This window comes from Leisingera sp. CC-HEC093 (assembly GCF_059429195.1).
In genome coordinates this window covers 1,018,455-1,037,137 of record NZ_JCAIJR010000001.1, presented here as the reverse complement: position 1 = coordinate 1,037,137, position 18,683 = coordinate 1,018,455, and the positions used below count along the sequence as shown (strand labels likewise).

15 protein-coding genes and 1 pseudogene are annotated in these 18,683 nt (G+C 57.3%); 7 read left to right on the top strand and 9 right to left on the bottom strand.

The annotated features are described in order from the left end of the window. Nucleotides 1–25 precede the first annotated feature (25 nt). Entirely contained in the window at nt 26–964 is a 939-nt protein-coding gene (locus AC5STB_RS04945) for a hypothetical protein (RefSeq protein WP_495441866.1), read from the top strand. Between the two features lie 17 nt (nt 965–981). Here the strand turns inward: AC5STB_RS04945 and AC5STB_RS04940 are convergent, their stop codons facing one another. Further along, nucleotides 982–1,620: a recombinase family protein gene (locus AC5STB_RS04940; RefSeq protein WP_495441865.1), complete on the bottom strand. Its 639-nt coding sequence runs from the start codon at nt 1,618–1,620 to the stop codon at nt 982–984. Nucleotides 1,621–2,156: 536 nt separating this feature from the next. Here AC5STB_RS04940 and AC5STB_RS04935 point away from each other — a divergent pair. Together AC5STB_RS04935 and drt2 are read left to right on the top strand one after the other, a co-directional pair. Further along, entirely contained in the window at nt 2,157–3,191 is a 1,035-nt protein-coding gene (locus tag AC5STB_RS04935; protein ID WP_495441863.1) for a competence protein CoiA family protein, read from the top strand. A 330-nt stretch (nt 3,192–3,521) separates the two neighbouring features. Beyond that, complete coding sequence (gene drt2, locus AC5STB_RS04930; RefSeq protein WP_495441862.1) at nt 3,522–4,892, top strand: antiviral reverse transcriptase Drt2; 1,371 nt, start codon at nt 3,522–3,524, stop codon at nt 4,890–4,892. A 211-nt stretch (nt 4,893–5,103) separates the two neighbouring features. On the opposite strand, the gene AC5STB_RS04925 is transcribed toward drt2, so the two are convergent. The 3 genes from AC5STB_RS04925 to AC5STB_RS04915 form a co-directional block, all read right to left on the bottom strand. Beyond that, nucleotides 5,104–5,505 carry a YbhB/YbcL family Raf kinase inhibitor-like protein gene (locus tag AC5STB_RS04925; RefSeq protein WP_495441860.1) on the bottom strand — a complete coding sequence of 134 codons (402 nt, stop codon included), beginning with the start codon at nt 5,503–5,505 and terminating at the stop codon, nt 5,104–5,106. Between the two features lie 27 nt (nt 5,506–5,532). Continuing rightward, nucleotides 5,533–6,144 (bottom strand): hypothetical protein, encoded by a 612-nt coding sequence (locus AC5STB_RS04920; protein ID WP_495441859.1) that lies wholly within the window; start codon nt 6,142–6,144, stop codon nt 5,533–5,535. Nucleotides 6,145–6,773: 629 nt separating this feature from the next. Further along, complete coding sequence (locus AC5STB_RS04915) at nt 6,774–7,505, bottom strand: hypothetical protein (RefSeq protein ID WP_495441858.1); 732 nt, start codon at nt 7,503–7,505, stop codon at nt 6,774–6,776. Between the two features lie 115 nt (nt 7,506–7,620). On the opposite strand from AC5STB_RS04915, the gene AC5STB_RS04910 reads away from it, so the two are divergent. The 3 genes from AC5STB_RS04910 (at nt 7,621) to AC5STB_RS04900 (ending at nt 11,987) form a co-directional block, all read left to right on the top strand. After that, nucleotides 7,621–8,826: a CBASS cGAMP synthase gene (locus tag AC5STB_RS04910; RefSeq protein WP_495441857.1), complete on the top strand. Its 1,206-nt coding sequence runs from the start codon at nt 7,621–7,623 to the stop codon at nt 8,824–8,826. Further along, a complete protein-coding gene (locus AC5STB_RS04905) occupies nt 8,826–10,478 on the top strand; it encodes a ThiF family adenylyltransferase (RefSeq protein WP_495441856.1) in 1,653 nt (550 codons plus the stop codon). The genes AC5STB_RS04910 and AC5STB_RS04905 overlap by 1 nt, the downstream gene beginning before the upstream one ends. Before the next feature lie 138 nt (nt 10,479–10,616). Further along, on the top strand, nt 10,617–11,987 hold the full coding sequence (locus AC5STB_RS04900) for a hypothetical protein (protein WP_495441855.1): 1,371 nt from the start codon (nt 10,617–10,619) through the stop codon (nt 11,985–11,987). A gap of 239 nt (nt 11,988–12,226) precedes the next feature. On the opposite strand, the gene AC5STB_RS04895 is transcribed toward AC5STB_RS04900, so the two are convergent. Beyond that, entirely contained in the window at nt 12,227–12,994 is a 768-nt protein-coding gene (locus AC5STB_RS04895) for a tyrosine-type recombinase/integrase (protein WP_495441854.1), read from the bottom strand. 179 nt (nt 12,995–13,173) lie between these two features. Here AC5STB_RS04895 and AC5STB_RS04890 point away from each other — a divergent pair. Then, nucleotides 13,174–14,186: pseudogene (locus AC5STB_RS04890) on the top strand (IS5 family transposase). 56 nt (nt 14,187–14,242) lie between these two features. On the opposite strand, the gene AC5STB_RS04885 reads toward AC5STB_RS04890, so the two are convergent. The 4 genes from AC5STB_RS04885 to AC5STB_RS04870 form a co-directional block, all read right to left on the bottom strand. Beyond that, nucleotides 14,243–14,923: a GntR family transcriptional regulator gene (locus tag AC5STB_RS04885; RefSeq protein ID WP_495441853.1), complete on the bottom strand. Its 681-nt coding sequence runs from the start codon at nt 14,921–14,923 to the stop codon at nt 14,243–14,245. 141 nt (nt 14,924–15,064) lie between these two features. After that, nucleotides 15,065–16,090, bottom strand: coding sequence for a trans-3-hydroxy-L-proline dehydratase (locus AC5STB_RS04880; protein WP_495441852.1), 1,026 nt, complete (start codon nt 16,088–16,090; stop codon nt 15,065–15,067). A 20-nt stretch (nt 16,091–16,110) separates the two neighbouring features. After that, nucleotides 16,111–17,361: an NAD(P)/FAD-dependent oxidoreductase gene (locus tag AC5STB_RS04875; protein ID WP_495441851.1), complete on the bottom strand. Its 1,251-nt coding sequence runs from the start codon at nt 17,359–17,361 to the stop codon at nt 16,111–16,113. Nucleotides 17,362–17,371: 10 nt separating this feature from the next. Then, nucleotides 17,372–18,682 carry a TRAP transporter large permease gene (locus AC5STB_RS04870; protein ID WP_495441850.1) on the bottom strand — a complete coding sequence of 437 codons (1,311 nt, stop codon included), beginning with the start codon at nt 18,680–18,682 and terminating at the stop codon, nt 17,372–17,374. Between the last annotated feature and the right edge of the window lies 1 nt (nt 18,683).

The following is an 18,683-nucleotide window of genomic DNA, read 5'->3' as shown; positions in this document are numbered from 1 at the left end:
TTGAAATGTGCAACTCGGTATCCCTATGGCATTAGACAGCATTCGAAAGCGAACCTCGTTCGCGCCTCAAAAGAAGGTGATGTGGCAAGATCTAGGCGGAGAGGATGTCCAAAATTGGATTCATCTTGCCGAAAATCCAGATGAAGAATGGATCCAGGAGACCACTGAACAAATTGGCGCTTGGCGAGATATGTCACGCAGTGTCTATTTGCGGTGGGCGCTCACAATTAACGCAATGCATGTGTCTTCGGATCACTACAGTAAGTTTACTGGCGACCAGCGACTTCAAACCGAAACCTTGCGAGTTGAACATGGCGCGCCGATGCGTGTTCCTTTGGCAATTTGGCCTGGAACAGAGGCGTCAGATCGGTATCAAGAAGCCAGTGAGTTGATCGCTGCGTACGGTTTCGCAGACATGTACGGAGTTGTAGAGGACATCACCTTCGACGCTCATGAAATTTTCCTCCGGCACAACCCACAATCCTTGATTAAGGGGCCAGACTACAAAGACGTTCGGAGAAAGTTTGGTAGAAGAGCTGAACACCCTGATGCTTGGCTGGCGGCTTGGTCGAAGAGGTATGAAGATTGGAGACGAAAGAAGCTGTATGATGGCCTTCCAAAAGTTGCCAGATCCTACTGGACCTCGGCGGGATTGCGGAAGCCGTCGGTCTTTGAACACACTGAAGTAAATGATTGGATGGCAACGATCAAAATGTTCGGTGTCTTGCGAAATCACATTACTCACAGTGCCACCAATGTGACGGGCGAGCTAAGTGAGGCATGTAAGATTAAGGGGAATATGGATTTCTCATTCACCGAAGGTGAGCCGATCAAAGTTGAGTTGTACCACTTGATGGCAATTGAGTGCTTTGTAGATCAATATTTGTCTGCGCTAAATATGTCACTTCTAGAACTCGTCTACGGTCATGGGCACTGGGCTAAGCTTGCCGAGAAATATGCGTAACCAACTGAAGGCTGGTTTCACTCGATTAGTGTGAGCCCGACATAGTTCTTCACCGTCTGAGGATGCCAGAGTCCATTCTTGTATGTCCTTATGCCCCGCGCATTCAGCAATGCAGCAGCCCCTGAATAGCTGCCTGCCTCGCTGAGGGCTTGCTCGAGTTCTAAACGCACAGTCTCGAAGAATTCCCGCTTCTCTAGCTGCCGTTGGGCGGCCAAGGCTTGGGCATTCCGGCCAAGCACGGTTCCCCGCTTCTTGGCGGCTCTGAGCGCGGCTCTGGTGCGTTCTGATATCTGGCGGCGTTCTTCCTCGGCGAAGCAGGCCAGCAGATGCAGGAAGAAGGTTGAGACGTTCGGGTGCTCACAAACGGTCAGCTCTATGCCCTGGTCGATGATCCCCGATATGAACGACACCTTCCGGGAGAACCTGTCCAGCTTCGGGATCAGCAGCTTGGACCGGGTCTTCTTGACGAGGTTGATCGCGTTCCACAGCTCGGCCCGGTCGTCACGTTTGCCGGATTGGATTTCGGTAAACTCGGCGATCACGTTGTCGGCGGGCTGAAGGAACTGCTCAACCATCGCCCGCTGTGCTTCCAGCCCCAAGCCGGACCGCCCCTGCCGTTCCGTCGAAACCCGATAGTAGACAACATATTCTGCCATTCCGCTCCCTCCGTAGCCGACAAACGTTGGTTTGTCGTAGACGGCGTCCGGCAGATGGCCCGAGGGTTCAACCGGTTTGAGGCTGGAGCTCAGGATCCTTTCTCCGACAGTGCTCACTGGTGCACAAAACTACAAATGTGCTGCTCTGATCAGGGTGACTGATGCTGCGTGCAGGCCTGCACTGCCTGATCCGATAGAAACACGCGACCGCCTAGAATTGGATTTTCACAGAAGACACAGACACCTGACCTCGGTTACAGTCCGTGTCCATGCCCCGTGAACCTCGCCGCATAATTGAAGAAGCAATCTTCGAAAGCCTAGGCCCGTTGTCGGCCCGTGAACTGCTCGCTATGCCACGCGAGGGCTGGGAAAGCTTGCGGGCGGACATCACGGATCACCGTAACGGCAAAGACGGCCTAGTTGCCCGGTGCGTAGCTTGTCAGGGGCAAGTCTATGTCACGACCTCACACGGGCGCCCGCTTTTTGCTCACTATCAAGGCTCGGACCCTCGCTGCCCCTGGTACTCTGGCAAGAACATGCACCCGAATGACGCCCGGGCAGCGCAGTATCGCGGACAACAAGAATCCGAGACACACCGCCGCATGTGTGAGCTGATTGCGGAGCTTGCTGCTCTAGACGAGCGATGTGAGGGCACGAAGGTTGACAAGTATCTGGCTCCAAAAGAAGGCGAGCACGGGCGCTATCCTGACGTTCTTGTGGATTGGCGTGATTTTGGACGCTTTGCCGTCGAATACCAAATGTCACGCACCTTTCAGACCGAGGTTTCCCAGAGATGCATTCACTACGACCGCGAAGGAATGCCCCTCTTATGGGTGCTATCTTCCTTCGATCCTGACTGCGTGCCGCAAGCGATTTCGGACGTTGTTCATCGGCATAGGGGCAATGCCTTTGTCCTTGACCAGAAGGCAGTCAGTGCATCACGCGAACAAAACACGCTGGTGCTATCCTGCCACCTGTCGAACGGTGAGGGATATGACGCACCCGTTCTGGTCCGCTTCGACGCACTGACCTTCCCGGAATCCCGACGCCCATTCCTGGAGGATCGGCTTGCAGGGCCGCTGCTCGAACAGATTAGGCAAAAACGCTTGCCATACTTCCACTCATTGCGAGCTTGGGGTGATAGAATGAGCGATCTACCTTTAGCCGAGCTTGACACATTCGCGGAGCGGAAACGTATCGACCGGCTTGTCGGTGCCGCGTTTTCCATCGTCGCTGAGGCCGCTGGTAAACCCGAGAATTTTGCGAGCGATCACCCCAATATCAAAGGGATGCTGAACACCTTTCAGAACTCCGGGTCGCTTGCCCCCTATGCACGCTTGCTGACCACATTGATCGAAAATACCTCTCAGCACGCCCTGTTGACGGGCAAGGTCGGAGAGCACCTACGACGATCGATCAGCGGTCACAGACTTGGCCATTTCGAACAGGTCGATGAACAATCGGCGGAATGGAGGCTGCTTCGCGACCTGCTGCCGGAAGCTCTGGACCCGTTCGTCCGTCAGCGTCTGACTGAGGCCGGTGCGCTGCCTGCCTGGGCTTCCCGTGCCTAAAGCTCAAGCTCAAACATTATTTCTCAACTCGGAACAGCAAATCAGAACAAAACGCGAAAAAGTTTGCGGTAACGGCTTGTAAAGATTTTGTGAGCACCCATCTCAGTTGTGCCCCGGGGCATTGGACCCGGATGACCAGTGTTAAGGACCGCAAGCGCGATCTGCGCGAGCGGCTTCCGGGTCGGCGTGATCTCGGTCATGTCGCATCCTTCTAGGCACATTGTGGTTATACTATACCACGCAAGGTTATCTCGTACCGGAGGGTGCCAATTCGCACCTGTTGATGGGAGCAAGGTTAAATAGCCCGGGCATTTGACGAACGGAGTCGCTATGCCCGGGTTTTACCTGCCTACCGAGAACGAGTATGATCCTTCGACCGATGACTTTGTATTGCCAGCCATATCCAAGGAACGGCGGTACAAGCATTTTGACCTGTCCCTGCCTGAGAAACAGCGGGAACTGGCAGTTGATTTCACGCAAGAGAGTGAACCGCACCGTTTCCTGCCAATGCTCGGTTTCACGGATATCGCCCGTCGATACATTCGCCAGAAAGGTGCCGATGGCACATGGCTCCGTGACCCAGACGGGAAATTCCTTCGAACGGTGAAGGAAAAGCCGAGGCCTATCCGGTTTGCAGGACACGCCGATGCTGCCTACCTCCAAGCCTATGCGGAGCACCTAAACCCCATTTACGAGCGGGCGCTGGACACAGACGGGACATCTGGTTCTGTTCTTGCCTATCGTAAGGGGGGCGGGACAAACATCCATCATGCCAAGTCCTTGTTTGACGAGATTGTACACCGCCAGGATTGCACTGTTGTAGCAATGGACATTTCTGGCTTTTTCGATTGCCTTGATCATACCCTGTTGAGAGATGAAGTCGCAGGCTTGCTTGGAGAAACGCGGCTTGACGGACACCATGGGACAGTGTGGAAAAATGTTACCCGTTACTCATGGGTTGAGACCGAGGACTTAGACGCCGTCCTCGGAATGAAACGAAACGGTCATGGCCGGGTTTGCTCCCCGGTTGACTTTGTCCAGCATGTAAGAGGGCGAAAGGGTGGGCTTGTCCGAAAGCACGATTTCACATTCGGCATCCCCCAAGGCACGCCCATTTCCGGTCTCTACGCCAACATTTACCTGCGAACATTCGACCGCGAAATGTTGGCGTGGGTTAGTCGCTACGGGGGGTCATACCGCCGTTACTCGGACGATATCGCTGTTGTGCTACCTCTGGGCAGCAAGGTGGATCACGTTGTTTCGGTTGTAGAGAAGATGTTGGCCGACTTCGGCCTTGCCATGTCGGTCGACAAAACCGATCACGCGCACTTCCAAGGTGGTCAACTCGTTTCTGCGAAAGCTATCCAGTACCTGGGGTTCACGTTTGACGGCTATAAGGTGCTGATCCGACCATCTTCCCTCGACTCTTACCGACACAAGATGCGCCGGGGGATTCATGCGAAACTTGTCGCGGCCAAAGGCAAAGAAATTCCGTCGCTCAACGTGTTCAAGCGCGAGGTGCTCAGCCGCTATACTCACCTTGGAAAACGCCGCAATTTCCTGAAGTACGCCTACAAAGCTGCTGATGTGATAGGCAGCAAGGAGATCAGGCAGCAGGTGAAGCCGCATATGACCTGGTTTGAAAGAGCTTGGGAGAGCGAGGTTGCCAAGGTTTACGGTGGCCTTGTTGCCTCATCGTGATGCAGCATTGCCCAACCTAGCAGGTACCGATCCTGTCCGGATATGTTCGTACCGGCCTCGATACACTCAGACCTGACGCGCCCATCGGTCTCGAAGCGGAATCCGATATCGTCCAGAGCATCGTCAAACTGGTACTGCGCCTTGCCGTAGTGGCTGTCCTCGTTGGCCGCCGAGAGGTCAGGCGGCGCGTAGCCGCCTGAGTGGTGCGTGGCTACTCAGGATAATTGCGCTGCGCAGTTGCAACTCCGAGCTTTGTGCCGCCAGATTTTTTAGTGCGTGCAACAGCTGTCCATTCGTAGGTATGGACGCCATTCGGCGGACAAGGGCTTTTGTATTTGAACGCACCAGACGGGACGGTACCATCTGCTGACATTTTCACAACGCCGCCGCCATGGTTGTATGAGCGCGCGTCCAAGTCTTTCATTGTAAACCTGACATACTGCGTGCCTTCAGGCAGACCTTTGACCACAAAGGCTGGGTTTCCTACGCGGTTCGGGTTGCCTGACGTGCATGACTTCAAGCCATCCCATGTGAACGAGATTGAAAAGTCCTCTGCGGCGGCCCCGGTGGCCAACGCTGAAAGAACCCCTGCGAGTAGTACCTGCTTGATCATGTTGAAATTTCCTTGGTGTCTGTGAATTTACTGGTCGATGGGGGTAATGTCGCGAAGGTCGAACAGGAAGGTCCTGTTTGTCAATTCCGGCGCGCCGCCCGTAAGTGCTGACCACGTCGTCCGCAGGCATTGGTTTTCGTCCATATTGCCCCGCTTAAAAGTGCCTGAGAATGTGACCGGCGCTCCTGGCTCGAGACCCAAAACAGTTTTGCGGAGCCAGTTCGGCACGGCTGCTCTGATTTTGTTGTCGAAACCGATTTCGACCTCGACGTACATGTCTTCGCTCGAGTCGGTCAGGTCAGCTTCGTCGAAGATTCCGGTCCAGCCTGTCTTTCGGTCAAACGGATTGCGGGTACACAGTTTTTTGTTTCCAGCAATGTATGCAGCAGTTTGCGCTGCTTCGTTGGCAGCCTCTTCAGCCGCCGCAACCGCCTCTCCGACAATGCCAAGGAACTGGTGCTGGTCCGCAGGAGCCTGGGCGGAAGCCAGTTCCTGAAATTTGTCCTCACGGGGATCGGTGAAAAATACGGTATAGATCACGTAGCAGATGCCGAGAAACAGGATCAGCTTGATAACATCGATAATGCTGCCGTCGTCCTGATCGTCTGTGTTGGCCTTGTCTTCTGGTGTGTCTGTCATTCTGAAATCCGCTTTTCCGTTGATGGTGGTCTGTCTGCTGCTGCTCGAAACACTTTTGGGATGTTCTGAGTCAGCGTAAGGGCTTGGTCACGGCTAACCGGGCTGAGGCCAACGGGGTTGAGCGTTGGGCGCGATGAAATCACGTTCCCCCACGCTGCTGCCTGCGCCCGCCCGCGATGCCTTGCATCGGTGGCCAATACGCAAAATGTGTTAGGTATGTTTGGCTTCATGCGGCCCCGATCAGCGAGCGCCCTCGCGGTTGACTGGTGATCGGGGTGTTGGAAATCCGCACGTACACGGACCCTGTGCCTTTAGCCGGAGCCTGTTGTATAACACAGGCACCCCGACCATAGGTCAAAGGTGTTCAGCCGAATTTACGGCCTAGTACGTGAGGGGTTTCCACGCCCCAACATGGCCGCGTCTGCCATGTCGAGAGCAGTCGTAGCAGCTAACGTGGGAGAGCAAAAGGCGTCTGTTTTGATGTTGGGGTGTGCAAGCGGTTCTCGGTCAGAACGATGGGAGGTTGATCTTCTCGGAAGTTGCAACGTACTTGGCATAAAACGAAAAGAAGCGGGCATTCGTGCTGTTAGTGCCGACTGTTTGGAATCTCAGACCATGTTGAGCCCGAACTAGCTCTTGCGTTTCAGAACGATTAGTCCTGCCGCGTTCAAGCCGCGATGCCAGGAACGGTTTTGCCAAAACTCACCCGTCAACTCAGAACCATCCTCGCTCAGTTTTAATTTTGCCGCACCGTGGTACCCACGCTCGTCAGTGGCAGCCAAGCGAACTGCATTTTCGCGCTTATTCTTGGCTTCGAAGACCCAAGCCATTGATTTGGTTCCCTCCTCAGACTTGAAGAACTCAACGGAAACAGTCTTTGATTCCAGCAAAGGATCGGTTTCGTTCGGAAGAAATTCGACATCGGTCCTAAACCAAGTTTGCTTAATCCGTACGTCAAAGCGCTTTTCAAGTAAGTCTGGTAGATCTTTGTCATCGAGCACATTGAAACTCAGGCTTTCACTCTGCGCCGCGTCTTTCATTTTCTCGACTATCGAATAGTTCGACTGCAACTCTGCGGTCCATTCTCCATTGAGATCGTAGAACACGGCTTGGCTGAGTTTTGGTCCAATATATGGCAGCTTCCAAACTACTCGCCAGCCTTGGGACACCACGACAAGGGCAATGACACCAGACACGAGCGAAGCGATCAGTCGCGTAGTTGCTGCCCCCTCAATCAGAGGTGCAATCGACGGCAGCTTCAAGCTCAGCCATCCGATTCCGAGTTCAACAAGCGGCAACAGCCCCAAGGCAAGATAGACTGCGAGCGTGACCCAGAACTTTAAGGGAACAAACTTTGCCAAATTGCACGACCTCTGGTATTGATATTTCTATGGGTCACCCCCAAGTATATGGGTGACCTGAAGGAAATCTACAAGATAAGCCGAAAGAAGGGACAGTTCTTTGGTTACCGCCGCAATGAATGCCCATGCTCTGTTTATCGGGGCGAACACAAGCGCTTCCTTCCATCAGGCCATCCTACTGCCCGATAAGACACGCCGTGCCCTGTTGCAGGCAGACCGGAAACTTCGCGCCGCCATCCGAGCAGCCGCGCAAAACGCCGTAAAGTTTGGGAAGCAGATGGCTCTGGCCACCGATGCCTATCGCGCTGCTAAGCAGACCCCGCCGACCTTCGAAGTACGTTTTTTGCTTCAAGGCGGGTTGGCCTATGACACGGCGGTCGAACCGGCACTGATGCCGCCCCAGCAATGCGATCGGGATACCGGCGTCTATGTGAAGACCTCCTTCCTAGCCCGTCAGGAGCCGGGTCTTGCAGCTAAGATGTTCTTCGAGCTGGTTGAAGACGCAATTAGGCCGCTTTGTGATGCTGAAGGCTGGGTCATTAAAGTGAAGAACACATGTGTGCGGGTCGAGCTGAACCCGCAGATGCATATCGACCTCCCGCTCTACGCGATCCCGGATGATGCGTTTGAGACACTGGAAAAGAGCCTTCGCGACGCCACCGGTGAAACGCTGGTCACGGCCTCATCCCGGATGCTCACGCTAATGGATCGCCACCGCACCCTTCGCGTTCCTTCGGATCGCATTATGCTTGCCCACCGCGAAGAGGGGTGGGTTCAATCAGACCCGCGCGCCCTTCATGACTGGTTCGAAGAACAATTTTCCCGGTATGGGCCGCAGCTTCGACGCCAGAGCCGATACTTCAAAGGCTGGCGCGATTTCGCCTTTGAGAAGAGCGGCCCCTCTTCGGTGGCCCTAATGGTCTGCATTGCCAATTGCTATCGTGAAGGCATTGTCCACGCGGATGAGGGACGCGACGACCTAGCCTTTCATCAAGTAGCAGGCGCGCTGCCCGAGCTCATGAGCGGGCCAATTTTGAATCCTGTTCTCGATGTGCCGAGCGCCCTAAATGACTGGGATGATCTCGACCGCGCGCGCTATCAGAATGCCGCCAATACGCTGTACGAGACGGTGGGCACTGCTTTGAACGGACATTATCATCAAGAGCTGACAGTGAAACGGCTTCGAGATTCCTTGGGCGGGCGCGTTCCGAACCGTCCAGATCTCGTGAAAGCCCACTCCAAAGTGCCGGAGGTTGCCGCCCCAGTAGCGATCACCTCGACCGCGCCGCTCAAGATGACGACACGCACCACGTCCGGCTGATGGAGAGTTGGAAACGCGTGCGTGATGCTCTCGCAGCGCAAGGGTTTTCCCTTGTGCCGGGCGCAGGAAGGGACCGCTATCAAGGACAGATCGATGTCGGTTCGATTCCAGTATTGCTGGAAATTGAGATCGGTGATTATGAGTTTCTGGACCTCCCGAAAATCCGCGTTTTGAAGCGCGAGTCGCTGCCCAAACGGCTCAAAGCCCACATGGTGAGCGATGGCTCGCTCTGCTATGCTGACAAGGCGACCTTCTTGCTGGACCGCTATCAGCCGGATCGAAGTGTTTCTTCATGCCTTGAGCAGGTTCGGGCGACGCTAAGCAGTTTGCTGCACGGCAATCCTAGCGCCGCCTATATGGCCGAGCTTGCTGCATATTGGAGCACCACACCCTATTGTCTGATTGATGAGCCGCAGCATCTCAATCACATGGTCTTTGGCGTATGTAGCTTTGATGAAGACCCTCAAATCCTGATCGCAGGGGCGAGCGAAGACCGCCTGAACGCTTGGGTGGGCAAATCGGGTGGGACATTTACCAAGACGTTTGAAGCGCCAGTCGTGCACGCACTTGATGCGATCCGCCCGCCCTCAGAAGGGGCGCTAACCCTGAAGGGCGCGACGGACTGGCTGGGGCCGCAAGTAGGCAGCTATCGGTCTTTGATTGATATCGCCATAGGTGCTGCCAAAGGGCGGCCTGCGCTCATGATCGCGGCCTCGAATGCTCTTATCGGGTTCAGGGCAGAGAAGACCCCACTCATCAAGAAGTCTGAGGAAAGCGGCTTCCGACCATCTGCTATTCCGGGAATGTGGAAGAACGAAGCGCACCGGGTTCCTCTTAAAACTTTCCATTGTGTACCTGCTTCCCAGGAAGAGATCACCGCACGGAATCTGGATGGGCTCGCGCCGCTCTCAACCCGGCGGCTGGCCCTAATCGGCTGCGGTACCATTGGCGGCTATCTTGCCCGCGCACTTGTGCAACTTGGTGCGGGGCAGGAATCGAACCTGCTTCTGATCGACAATGATGACCTCAAACCAGAAAACCTCGGGCGTCATGCCTTGGGGGCTCGCCATCTCTGGAAGAACAAAGCCGTCGCGCTTGCGGATCAACTTGGGATCGATTTTCCGGATGCACGCCTCGATGTGCTTGAGGAGCAGGCTCAAAAAGCCTTTGATCGACTCACTGGCTATGACCTCGTAATCGATGCTACCGGCGATGAGCAGTTTTCTGATGCTCTCAATGCTTTTGCCCTTGGAGTATTGAACGAACAGGGCAACTTTCCGCCGACTCTTTTTGCTATGCTTTTTGGTAACGGCCTCGCTGCCCAGAGCTATCTGGCTCGTTGGAAACGAGGAAGCGCTTGCTACCGCTGTCTCAAACCCCGATTTGAGGATGGCTGGCGTTTCAATCCACTCAAACCGGATGCCAACGGAACAACCACAGTCATTCGGCCCTGCGCTCAAGGCGCATTCGTTCCTTATGCGGTTCCGGCATCAATGCAGGCAGCAGCCCTTGCTGCCGCCCATGCGTGTGCGTACTTTTCCGAGGATTATTCGCGAGATCTGCGTACGGCGCAGATAGATCCATCAATGACAATCTGCATTCCTTACAAGAATGTTGATCGCGCGAAGTCCTGTCCGGCTTGCTCCCCTTAGGATTGCTGTGGGGTAAATCGAAGTCTGGTTTAGAGGGCTGCACCTTTGCTTAATTGTGCTTGAGGCAGAGTCGGCTCAGGTATCGGCGAAACCTTGGATGACGAGCTGTTCAGGCTTGCTTAATCGAATGAGGTTCCATTGATTTCAGATCAGTTCAACGGAAGAGCTTGGGAGGCGCGCCTGTCAGATGCTCTCGAGAACCTCCGTAAGGTTCAAAAACCGTTTCTGGACCGCTACTGGCAGGCAAACGGTTATCCGACCCAAGTGTCTTGGAACGGTCGAGATGAAACGCCGTTTCCAAGCGATGATCTGCTAATGCTCTATCAAGATGTTCTGCATCGGTTCGATAAGAGGCAAGACCAATTCTATCAACCTCTTCGAGCGGCCTTGGATCCCGTGAGGGGCGTCTTGCGAGGACATCCGCGTCTCGGTTCCGCACTGGGTATCCGCACAGGCAACGACGACTTTCACATGGGCATTCTGAATGGAAGCACTCTTACCAGCCTAAGCGGTTTGATCGTTGGGCAGATGGCCAATCGCGATAACCATTCAGAGGCTGATTTTCAGGAGACGGCGGCGAAACTGAATTCCTTGCTTCTGTTACCTGACAGGAAGTTTTCAGCGCTTCAAACTGGTCTAAATGTTGGAATGGACATTGCTCTTTTCCACGGTGTTCATATCGATTCCGAGGTCGATTTAGGGGAAGGATATTCGCTTATCCCTTTCTCTAATCTATCGGACTACGTTGATCCGGCTTGGCTCACAGACGTTGCTCCCGAACATATTGAACGCGGGCGCACCGAGAGTATTTTTGGTGTGGTTCGCAAATTCATTTGGAAACCCAAGATACGGCCTAAGCATTCGCATTGGCATTCCGAGCCGCGAACCCCAGCACCGTTGTTTCATCGCTGGGTGGAAGAGTTTGCAAACCTGCTAGCGGTATCGCTTGGCACAAGAGTGTCTTGGATGCGGACACTGGAAGGCTGTGTTTCGCTGACAGCGGCTAATCTACTTGGCAACTCTTACCACCCAAACATGACCCCAAAGGGGCGCTCGATTAGTCACCTGTTCGATCCATTTGCAAAAGTCCAACTGGCATGCCCCAAACGAGTTGAGGACGCCAAACTGCTGTTTTCCCGTAAGAGTGAGACAGCATATGCTGACCTCGCGTCAGAGGTATATCGCTTAGCAGAAGCATATAGCCGAGACGGTCGTTTTGCTGCTCACGACAGGGTTTTGGATTTGGCAATTGTTTTCGAGCGCATGTTCCAACCGCCGGGCAGAGGCATCAGCAACTTTCTTCAAAATGAGATCGCCGAGCTCCTTGGTCAGAGTGAAGAGGAAAGAGAACGTCTGAAGGCAGAGGTGAAGCACTTTTACGAGGTTCGATCAGCGATCATTCATGGCCCATCAGGCGAAAAGAAATCCCAACGACGTCGAGAAACGGTTCAGGCATGGGAAAACGGTGCTAGAATTGCTCGTGAAGTTTTGCTTCGGAAGCTGCAGTAGATATTACACCAAGGCTTGCTTGTTTGATTTTGGATGTGCGTGACCTCATGAAATATTGTTTGATTTCAATTTCTTAATCTGAAGTTGTTCGGTGGGATTTAGAAGTTAGGCACATAATTCGACACTTACACGTAACTATTTGATTTCATTATTGGTAATGAGATTGAAAATCCTCGTGTCGGTGGTTCGATTCCGCCCCCGGGCACCACTTAACAAGATGTTTTTGTTAGGTATTTCCATCACGCTTTGTCCTCGTTCTGGTCAGGTTTGACGCTTTTCTCAGAAGGTTTGACAGTCTTCGTGCGTCTTTCGATTTCTTTTTCCAGTGTTGCCATAGTCTCGCGATTTTTGTCGGCAAGATTCGCTGACCGCGAATAGTGCCGCGCCATTGATGGTGTCTTCTGTCCCAGAAGGTCTGCAATACGGCGCTCATCCAATCCTGCCTCGCGCAAGGTGGTCGCTACGGTGTGCCGCAGACCCTTGAGCGTAAGGCCGGACGCAATCAACTCTTCCTTTTCCAGAGCGGTCTTGAAACGATGCCATACTGTCGAAAACCCGTTGTAGGTCCACGCCTCACCGCGTGAGTTGCCTAGAACTGTCTCGGCTTCATGTTCTGGGATGCGATTTAACGCAGCCTGTAAGGTAGGACTGATCGGTATCGCTATTTCCTCACCCGTCTTACCGCGCACACCCCAAATGGTGTTTCCGTCGATCTGGTCTTTACGTAGTTTCAGTGCATCGGACGGATCAAGGCCGGTGTTCATCATTAGGGCCAGCGCGACCCGAACATGTGGCTTGGCGTGAGAAAGGACAACTTCCTGCTCTTCAATACTCCATGGACGGTTAACAACCTGGTTCTGGGGGAGCCGCGCTTCATCAGCGTTGGGCGTTTCGCGCTCGCGGAATGTGTGCTGCAGGCTGCCACTCATGTTGCCGAGAGTTTTGATCTTGGCTGTTCTGAGAATGACGAAGCCGGGTGCGTCACCGTTTACGCCGGTTTGCGGCACGTGAAAGCCACCGCCACCAGCTTTCGTCTTGGTGACGCACTACCTTCCGCATACTTGTCGACCCGACTTTTGCCATTCTTCCGCTCTTAGTGCCTCGATATGAGAGTGTTGAACGGCGTTGTTGCACATCCTGACGCCGTAGGATTCACTTCGCGAATCCATGCGGTTACACGGACTGCATGAGCAAGCCACTTCCCACCCGCTATCGTACGACGAACTGCTCCAACTGCAACGCGGCGCTGCGCAAGCGTGGGTCTCTGCTGATCTGGGTGGACAAGGACATGACCCGGCACGCGCCGCATGACGGGCGGCCCGGACGTCCGTCGGTTTTTTCCGATGCGGCTATTCAGTTCTGCCTATCGATCAAAATCCTGTTCAAGCTGCCGTTGCGCCAGACCGTAGGGATGGTAGCCAGCCTGCTCCGGTTAGCGGGGCTGGACTGGCCTGTACCGGACTTCTCCACCTTGTGCCGCAGGCAGAAAACCTTGGCGGTTCAGATTCCCTATCGCCGCGCGGATGGCCCGCTGAACCTGCTCGTGGACAGTACCGGGATCAAGTTCCTCGGCGATGGCGAGTGGCAGGCCCGCAAGCATGGTGTTCAGGGCCGCCGCCAATCACTGCCCGGCAGTTGATTGCAAAGCAATCAATGAGAGGGGCGCAAAGTGCATTTGGCCATGGACACGGCCACATCCGACATCCGCGCAGTCGAGTTCACCCCCAGCCGAGACGGCGGCAGCCCCGTCCTGCCGGACCTGCTCGGCCAGATCCCAGAGGGCGAGCAGATCGGTACGGTGACCGCCCCCTCCCGGCAGATTGCTTCGCAATCGCCTGCCGGGCAGTGGATGGAGCCTATGACACGCGCCGGTGCCACAGCGCGATCCTCGCGCGCGGCGCCGTCCCGGTCATTCCGATCCGCAAGAATGGTCGATTGTGGAAGGAAGACTGCCCGGCAGCATGCGTCCGCAACGAAACCCTGCGCGCCACCCGATACTATGGCCGGGCCTTCTGGAAGCGCTGGACGGGCTATCACGCCCGAAGCCGGATCGAAGCGAAGATGCGCTGCCTGGAAGCCTTCGGAGAACGCATCGCTGCCAGAGACCCCGGCCGCCAGACCGCCGATATCCACATCCGCATAGCCCTCATGAACCGTTTCCCGGCCCTCGGCACCGCCGAGATCCAACGCGTGTCATGACGTCAACGGGGGAAGGGGAAGTCACCTCTCACGCGTGGGTAATGCAACAACGCTGGTTAACTGTCAGCCGTTGCGCGGTGTTCTGCGACCAGCGACAAGAGCTCTTCCTTGGTGCGGGAGATGTGATGGGACAGCGCCGCGCAGGCGCCCTCGGCATCGCGGGCCTGGGCCAAGTCCAGAAGGTCGCGGTGCTCCTTCTTGGCGGGCTCGCGCTGTTTCATCACACTGAGGTGCATCCGCACAAAACGGTCGCAATGCAGGCTGATGCCTTGCAGCACTTCGTTGGTCAGCTTGCGGTCCGCGGCGGCATAAAGCGCCGAGTGGTATTTGTGGTTGAGCGCGCCCCATTTGGCGACGTCATTGGCATCATAGGAGGCGTCCATGTCATCCAGGATCTGGCCGCAGCGGGTGAAGTCCCTGGTGGTCATCGCGGGGATCGCGCGGCGGAACAGGTCCACCTCCAGAAGGATGCGCAGGTCGAAGATCTCCGCGATTTCGCGTAGCGAGTGCTTGGTGACAGAGGCGCCGCGGTTGTTGGTGAACTGCACCAGCCCTTCGGCGTCCAGCCGTTTCAGCGCCTCGCGGATCGGCATGCGGGAGACATCGTACTCCTCTGCCAAGGCTTCCTGCCGGATGGTTTCGCCCTCTGCCAGCTCGCCACTCAGGATGCGTTCACGCAGGTCGTTGGCAATCACCTCCGGGAGGGAGCTGCGGGTAACGGCGCGTTTTCCTGCCATGAGAGCCTCGTCAAACCTGTTGTTCGTATTTTGGATACGCTAGCGGGTCTGTTCGTTCTCTTCAAGCAATTGGCCGGATTTCGCACAGTCTGCAGGTGTTGCAGCCCAGCAGCCGGTTTTTGTATCCAAAACCCGGCCCCGTCATGCGCCCCAAGTATCGCTAAGGCGGTAGCCGCCGGGCCAGGGGTCGTCCGGGTCCAGCATGTGCTGGTGGATGCCGGTGATCCAGCCGCGGCCGCTGAGTTCCGGCACGATGGCTGCGCGTCCGCCCACCGTGGTTTGCTCCACAATACGTCCGGTGAAACGGGAGCCGATGATGGAGACTGCCTCAAACGTCTGGTTCTCAGTCATCTGCCCCTTTTCCAGCATCAGCGCCATGCGGGCTGAAACCGCGGTGCCGGTGGGGGAGCGGTCCACCTTGCCCGGCTGGATTGCCACGGCGGAGCGGCTGCGCAAGCCGGTTTCAGTTTCCTCCAACGGTCCGCAAAACGCGCAGAAGGAGATGTGGGTCCAGTCCGGGTTCTCCGGGTGGGTGAAACCCAGCTGTGCGTTGGCAGCGTCCAGGATGCGGGTGCCCAGCCGGGCGATCTTCTTGGCGTTCTCCTCCGCAATCTCCACCCCTAGATCCACGGCCTGCACCACCACAAAACTGTCGCCGCCATAAGCGGTGTCGACGGTCAGCGTGCCGATACCCGGCACGTCCAGTGCTGCGTCCAGTTCGCCGGCAAAGCTCGGAACGTTCTGAACGAAGATCCGCTCCGCCTTGCCGGCCTTGCATTCTGCGCGCACCCGCACCAGCCCGCCGGGGGCCTCCAGCACCAGGCGGGTTTCCGGCTCCTGCATCGGCAGGATGCCCCCGTCCAGCAGAACGGTGGACACGCAGATCGAGTTGGAGCCGGACATCGGCGGGGTGTATTCCGGCTCCATGATGATGAAGCCCATGTCGGCCTCCGGATGCTTGGGCGGCACCAGCAGGTTCACATGACGGAATACGCCTCCGCGGGGTTCATTCAGAACGAAGTTCCGCAAAGTCTGGTCCCGGTCTATGAAAGCGCGCTGTTCCCACAACGTCTCGCCCGGCGGCGGCGCGACACCGCCGACGATGACATCCCCCACCTCGCCCTCCGCATGGGCGGAGATCACGTGGATGGTCTTGCTGCTGCGCATCTAAGCTTCCTTTCTAAGGCTCAGAACCTTGTGGCCGCGTAGGGCTGCATCGGCAGCGCCGGCGGGCGGTTCAGGGTCAGGTCCGCCACCAGTTCTGCGGTGCCGGCGGCCTGGGTCAAGCCCAGATGGCCGTGGCCGAAGACATAGATCACACTGGGCGCGCGGGCGGAGCGGCTGATCACCGGCAGGCTGTCGGGCATCGAGGGGCGAAAGCCCATCCACTGGCTGCCGCCCGATGTGTCGAGGTCCGGCAGGAATTGGCTGGCCTTTTGCAGCAGGATGTCCGCCCGGCGGTAGTTGGGCGGCAGCTTCAACCCGCCCAGTTCAACCGCGCCGCCCACCCGCACGCCACCGCTGATCCGGCTGACGACAAAGCCATGCGCGGGGAAGGTCAGATGGGTGCGCAGGCCAAAGGCTCCGGGGGGCAGGGTAGTGTTGTAACCGCGTTCGGTTTCCAGCGGGATGTGTTCACCAAGCGTGCGGGCCAGGTGGTGCGACCAGGCTCCGCAGGCGACCACGATGTGGGCAGCGGAGACCGGGCCCTCCTTGGTCTGGGCGACGGTCTGCCCGTCTTCAGTCCGCAGTGCGGTCACCTTGGCGGTGTCTATTCTGCCTCCGCGGGCCAGGAAGGCCTGCGCCAGATGTTCGGCCCAGTGCTTGGGGTTCACCGTATTCATCCAGTCGGGGGTGAATGCGGCATGGGTGAAGCGCGCCGCCAGCCCAGGCTGGATATCCGCAATCGTCTCCGGGCTGTGCAGCAGGTCGAAGCGGATGCCGTGCGCGCGCCGCAGCTCCCAGTCGGGAAGGGCAGCGCGGAAGGCTGCCTCGCCCTCGTAAAGCTGCAGCTGCCCCTCACGCTGCATCAGCGGCTCGCCGTCCACGTCTGCGATCTGGCGCTCCAGTGCGGCGCGGGAGTGCTGCATCAGCTGTACCTGCGCCGCCAGCGCCGCCTGGTAGCGGCTGCGCCAGCTGGCGCGCCAGAACCGCAGCATCCAGGGTGCGATCTGCAGCGCATAGGCGGGCGGCACCGACAGCGGCCCCAGCGGATCCAGCAGCCACTTGGGCGCCTTGCGCATGATGCCCGGCGTTGCTAGCGGCACGATGTCAGTAAAGGCAAAGGCGCCGGCGCTGGCGGCGGAGGCCTCAGCCGCGACGCCCTTGCGGTCGAGGATACGCACGCGGCGGCCCTGTTTCTGCAACTCCAGTGCCGCGCTGAGGCCGATGATGCCGGCGCCGAGCACTAGGATATCGTCCGTCTCTTTCGCGGTCATGCTGGATCCCTTACAGGCCGACGAGCAGGGAGGGCAGCCAGGTTGCCAGCTCCGGCACCAGCAGGAGCGCCACCAGCACCAGGCCTTGTGCGGCCACAAAGGGCAGCACCCCTCGGTACATGTGGCCGTAGGTCATGTCCTTGGGCGCGATGGAGCGCAGGTAGAAGATCGAGGGCGCCATTGGCGGCGTCAGATAGGATGTTTGGATCACCACCAGCACCAGCATCGCAAACCACACCGGATCAACTCCGGCGCCGCGCACAAGCGGCGCGAAGATTGGCACGAAGATCAGCACGATCGACACCCAGTCCAGCACAAAGCCGGCAAAGAACACGACCAGCAGCAGGAAGGTGATCAGCCCCGCATTGCCATAACCGATCACCTCCACCGTGTCGCGCACCAGCCCGCCGCCGCCAGTGACGGCAAAGATCGAGGTGAACATGGTGCCGCCCGCCACGATCAGCATGATCATCGCGGTAATGCGCAGGGTGACACCCAGGGCCTCGCGCAGCATGGTGAAGGTGAGTTCGCGGAACAGGAGCGTCAGCACCAGCGTGCCGGCAGCGCCCACGGCGGCGGCCTCGGTTGCGGAAGCAGCACCCGCCAGCAGCGAGCCTAGTACCATCGCGATCAGCATCAGCGGTGGCACCAGCGCGGTGAAGGTGATCTTCAGCTTCTGCCCCATCGGCATGGCGCGGCCCTCGGCCGGCAGCACTGGTGCGTCCTGCGGGCTGCGCAGGCTGCGCAGCAGCACATAGCCGACGAAGAACACCACCATCAGCACGCCGGGCAGGACCGAGGCGGCAAACAACTGCCCGATCGACAGCTGCGCGATGGAGGCATAGACCACCACGATCACGGAAGGCGGGATGATGGTGCCGAGCGAGCCACCGGCGCATATGGTGCCGGCAATGAGGTCATTCTTGTAACCTGCCGCGCGCATCGCGGGGATCGCCATCAGCCCGACCACAATCTCCACCGCGCCGACGACACCAGAGGCGGCGGCAAAGATCGCGCACATGGCGATGGTTGACAGCGCCAGCCCGCCGGGCAACCCGCCCAGCCAGATCTGCAGCGCGTAAAACAGCCGCTTGGCAATGCCGGAACGTTCCAGCACCGCGCCCATGAAGATGAACAGCGGGATCGCCGCCAGCACGAAGTTGGACGCGGTGTGCAAGAGCGGGCCGTAAAGCTGCAGAAACAGCATGTCGCCAAAGACCGAATAGCCAAAGGCAACGGCGACGATCATCATCGAAAACGCCACCGGGATGCCGGCAAAGACCAGCGCGAACAGGGCGGCAAACATTAGAAGGGGGATCATA